This is a genomic window from Serratia sp. MF1(2023) (genome assembly GCF_030954545.1).
GTDB classification, from domain to species: domain Bacteria; phylum Pseudomonadota; class Gammaproteobacteria; order Enterobacterales; family Enterobacteriaceae; genus Serratia; species Serratia sarumanii.
Genome location: NZ_JAVHUX010000010.1, coordinates 1 through 4,919, shown reverse-complemented (window position 1 = coordinate 4,919; position 4,919 = coordinate 1). Strand labels below are relative to the sequence as shown.

Sequence of the window (4,919 nt, the reverse complement as noted above, 5' to 3'; positions counted from 1 at the left end):
AGAACTTTCTGGCGGTTTGCCGCTGGCTGCCAAGCCCGGCAAGGTAATGCCGGACGGCACTGAGTTTGTCTTGCAGCGAAAACTTCATAGAACTGCACCTCCAAATGTCAGATGTGTCCAACATTTGGGGTGCAGTTCATGCGGCGCCCTTTTTATTGCTTAATTACAGCATTTTCCTGATCACATAATGCAGGATGCCGTCGTTTTCGTAATAGGTCAGCTCATTGCCGGTATCGATGCGGCAACGGGTGTCGATCACTTCCTTGCGCCCGTCGGCATAGGTGATGTGCACCGGCACCGTCTGGCCCGGCTGCAGCTGCTGCAGGCCGCCGACGCTGATCTGCTCATCCCCGGTCAGCCCCAGGGTTTTGCGCGTCACCCCTTGCGGGAACTCCAGCGGCAAAATCCCCATGCCGATCAGGTTGGAGCGGTGAATGCGCTCGAAGGATTCGGCGATCACCACCCGCACGCCCAGCAGGCGCGGCCCCTTCGCCGCCCAGTCGCGGCTGGATCCGGAACCGTATTCTTTACCGGCGATCACCGCCAGCGGCACCTTTTCCTGCTGATACTGCATGGCGGCGTCGTAGATAGACAGCTGCTGCTGCGACGGGATATGGCGGGTATAGCCCCCTTCCACACCCGGCACCATTTCGTTGCGAATGCGGATATTGGCGAAGGTGCCGCGCATCATCACTTCGTGGTTGCCGCGGCGCGAGCCGTAAGAGTTGAAATCCTGCGGCGCCACGCCGTGCTCGCTCAGGTAACGCCCCGCCGGGCTGTCGCGCTTGATGTTGCCCGCCGGCGAGATGTGGTCAGTGGTCACCGAGTCGGCCAGAATCGCCAGAATGCGCGCGTCTTTGATGTCCTGCACCGGATCCGGCGTCACCTTCATGGTGCTGAAGAACGGCGGATGGCGGATATAAGTAGAATCCTCCTGCCACTGATAGGTCGCCGAGCCGGTCACCTGGATCGCCTGCCAGTTAGCGTCGCCGTCGAACACTTCGCCATATTCCTTGTGGAACATCTCGGTGCGCACTTCTTCCACCGCCTGAGCGATGTCCTGGCTGCTCGGCCAGATGTCCTTCAAATAGACCGGTTGACCGTCGTTGCCCTCGCCCAGCGGCTCTTTGGTCAGGTCAATCTTCATGCTGCCCGCCAGCGCATAAGCCACCACCAGCGGCGGCGAGGCCAGCCAGTTGGTTTTCACCAGCGGGTGGATGCGCCCTTCGAAGTTGCGGTTGCCCGACAGCACCGCGCCCACGGTCAGATCGCCCTCTTTTATCGCCTGCTCGATCGGATCCGGCAGCGGGCCGGAGTTACCGATGCAGGTGGTACAGCCATAGCCCACCAGATTAAACCCCAGCTCTTCCAGATAGGCGGTGAGTTTGGCGCTGTCGAAGTAGTCGGTCACCACTTTGGATCCCGGCGCCAGCGAGGTTTTTACCCAGGGCTTGCTGCGCAGCCCTTTCTTGACAGCATTTTTCGCCAGCAGGCCGGCCGCCATCATCACGCTCGGGTTGGAGGTGTTGGTGCAGGAGGTGATCGCCGCGATCACCACCGCGCCGTCGCGCAGTTCGTGCTGCTGCCCGTCCAGCGTAAAGGTTTTGCTGTCGGCTTTGGCCTTTTGACCGCCGATATCCAGCTCGGTGGCGGCCTTGAACGCCTGCGGCACATTTGGCAGCGCAACGCGATCCTGCGGGCGTTTCGGCCCGGCGAGGCTGGCTTCCACCGTCGACATGTCCAGCGCCAGCGAGCTGGTGAAGACCGGTTCATCACCGGGGTTGCGCCACATGCCCTGCGCCTTGGCGTAAGCTTCCACCAGCGCGATTTGTTCTGCGCTGCGGCCGCTGAGCTTCATGTAGCCGAGCGTAACGTCATCCACCGGGAAGAAGCCGCAGGTGGCGCCAAATTCCGGCGACATGTTGGCGATAGTTGCCCGGTCCGCCAGCGGCAGATCGGCCAGGCCATCGCCGTAAAACTCGACGAACTTGCCGACAACGCCATGCTTGCGCAGCATTTGGGTGACGGTCAGCACCAGGTCAGTGGCGGTAATGCCCTCGCGCAGCTTGCCGGTCAGCTTGAAGCCGACCACGTCGGGGATCAACATCGACACCGGCTGGCCCAGCATCGCCGCTTCCGCTTCGATGCCGCCGACGCCCCAGCCGAGGATGCCGAGGCCGTTGATCATTGTGGTGTGGGAGTCGGTGCCCACCAGCGTATCGGGATAAGCCACGCGGCGGCCGCTTTCGTCGCTGTGCCAGACCGTTTGGCCAAGGTATTCAAGGTTGACCTGGTGACAGATGCCGGTGCCCGGCGGCACCACGCGGAAGCGGTTGAAGGCTTTCTGCCCCCAGCGCAGGAAGGTGTAGCGCTCGTGGTTGCGCTGCATTTCGATACGCACGTTGTCTTCAAAGGCGTTGTCATCGCCAAATTCATCGACGGTGACCGAGTGGTCAATCACCAGATCCACCGGCGACAGCGGGTTCACCTGATCGACGTTGCCCCCCAACCGCCGCACCGCTTCGCGCATCGCGGCCAGATCCACCACCGCCGGAACGCCGGTAAAATCCTGCATCAGCACGCGCGCCGGACGGTAGGCTATCTCACGGTCGGCATGGCCGGTTTGCAGCCAGGCGACGATGGCCTTGAGGTCGTCAACCTGCACGGTATCGCCATCCACATGGCGCAGCAGGTTCTCCAACAGCACTTTCATTGATTTAGGCAACCGGTCGATATCACCCAGCTGCTTCGCCGCCAGCGGCAGACTGTAATAGTAATATTCGCTATTCAGCGCAACCAGCTTATCCATACTTGTTTCACGAAGATCGGACGACATAGCTCCTCCATTTCTTATTGTGATAAAACAGGGTAATCACTGAGGTCTTGTTTAAAGATACCACAAAGATAAGTTAACGTTTTGATAACAACACGATTTGATCACAACGATAGGCGGGAACAATCAGCGCAAAGGAAGTCCGAACGCCGCCAAGGGGTTAGGCTGCGCGCCAACGAAAACGCTGCAACCAGGCGGCGCTTTGGCGAGGAAAACCTCGCGGCTTTAGCGGGGGTTAGCTACGCCTTAGCAGCACATCCCGAAGGATATGAAAGTCAGATGCCTGATAGAGAGTGTTCCTGGAGGACGGCGACTTTTCAGGATGATCAACAAGCAAGGTGCGGATTTCCGGGCTAAAAAAACCCGGTTTGGCAGGCGCCTCTCCGGGTTTGATTTGATATCGTCAACGATTACTTAATCGGCAGCTTGATGTCCTTGAACATCGCCTCGATCTCTTCGTTGGAACGCAGCGCCACCGCGCTGTCGACCACGTCACGCGTCAGGTGCGGCGCGAAGCGCTGAATGAAGTCGTACATGTAGCTGCGCAGGAAGGTGCTGCGGCGGAAGCCGATTTTAGTGGTGCTGTAGGTGAAGATATCACTTGCATCCACCGTCACCAGATCCGGATCCTGCACCGGATCCACCGCCATGCTGGCGATCACCCCCACCCCCAATCCCAGACGCACATAGGTTTTGATCACGTCGGCGTCGGTGGCGGTAAAGACGATGCGCGGCGTCAGGCCGGCGCGGTTGAAAGCGGTATCCAGCTCCGAGCGGCCGGTAAAGCCGAAGGTGTAAGTGACGATCGGGTAAGCCGCCAGCTCTTCAATGCTGATGCTGCTTTTGCCCGCCAAAGGATGATCGGGCTTCACCACCACCGCGCGGTTCCAGTGGTAGCACGGCAGCATGATGAGATCGTCGTACAGGTGCAGCGCTTCGGTGGCGATGGCGAAATCGGCGGTGCCTTTGGAGACCGCTTCGGCGATCTGCGTCGGCGAGCCCTGGTGCATGTGCAGCGAGACGCGCGGGTAACGCTCGATAAAGCCCTTGATGACGTTGGGCAAGGCGTAGCGAGCCTGGGTATGCGTGGTGGCGACGTACAGCGAGCCTTTGTCCGGGTAAGTATGTTCACCGGCAACAGCTTTGATGGCATCCACCTTGGACAGCACTTCACGCGCGATGCGAATGATTTCCTGGCCGGCCGGGGTGACCTGGGTCAGGTGTTTGCCGCTGCGGGCGAAGATCTGGATGCCCAGCTCATCTTCGAGCATGCGCACCTGCTTACTGATGCCGGGTTGCGAGGTATAGAGCCCTTCTGCCGTCGAGGAGACATTCAGGTTGTGGTTAACCACTTCCACAATGTAACGAAGCTGCTGCAATTTCATATCTTATACCATCCTAGGTTAAACACTGCGGCTTACCCGCAGCCAGGTATATCGGTGTCGCCCCGGTATGCTGAAACTCACAAGCCATAAACACCGTGTTTTACCCTGATGGTGAAGAAAACGCCGTTGTTAATAAGCTTTAATAATAAAAAAACTTTTTATATAACCACTATACCACGTTGCAGCTTCAAGTATAGATCCGCGTCACACTATGATAACGATTATTTTGCATTGGTATCAACGTGAAACGGCGGTGACGGAGGGGTAAAAACAGCAAAGGATAGATCCGTTTCCCCCTTTTCACCAATAAAAAACCAGCCGCCAGGGCTTAATGCTGGTCACTTAAGGGTGGCCAGCAACTTTTTTATCTGGATATTTCCTGCTTCTGGCTCTGAGCTCTCTCGGATAACTTCGCTCTCTGCGACCTGGCAACACCAGCCATTTTGCCTGTTCATACAACGTTCTGAGCTCTCCCGGCATCTTGCCCGGGGAGCACCAGGGTAACGTGATTAACAGCCGCGTGATTTCGCTTAGCGCACCACTAAAACTCAGTTGATAAGGCAGGTAATCGCCTTTCAGATGGCTCGCCATGTTGACCATCTGATACCTCACCAGGTTGTATGTCAGTAGGATCCCCCACAGTTCCTGTCTCACCAGGTCCGGCAACCGGCTTCTTAGCGTCCAACGACTGTCCAGCATCC

At 58.1% G+C, this 4,919-nt stretch carries 2 protein-coding genes and 1 pseudogene; all 3 read right to left on the bottom strand.

Annotated features, from left to right (window positions below):
• Positions 1 to 163: 163 nt before the first annotated feature.
• Positions 164 to 2,836, bottom strand: a complete 2,673-nt coding sequence (gene acnA / locus REA38_RS06280; protein WP_033634746.1) for an aconitate hydratase AcnA — start codon at positions 2,834 to 2,836, stop codon at positions 164 to 166.
• A 407-nt stretch (positions 2,837 to 3,243) separates the two neighbouring features.
• On the bottom strand, positions 3,244 to 4,218 hold the full coding sequence (cysB, locus tag REA38_RS06275) for an HTH-type transcriptional regulator CysB (protein WP_033634747.1): 975 nt from the start codon (positions 4,216 to 4,218) through the stop codon (positions 3,244 to 3,246).
• A gap of 342 nt (positions 4,219 to 4,560) precedes the next feature.
• Positions 4,561 to 4,919: pseudogene (locus REA38_RS06270) on the bottom strand (IS4 family transposase); the annotation flags it as partial.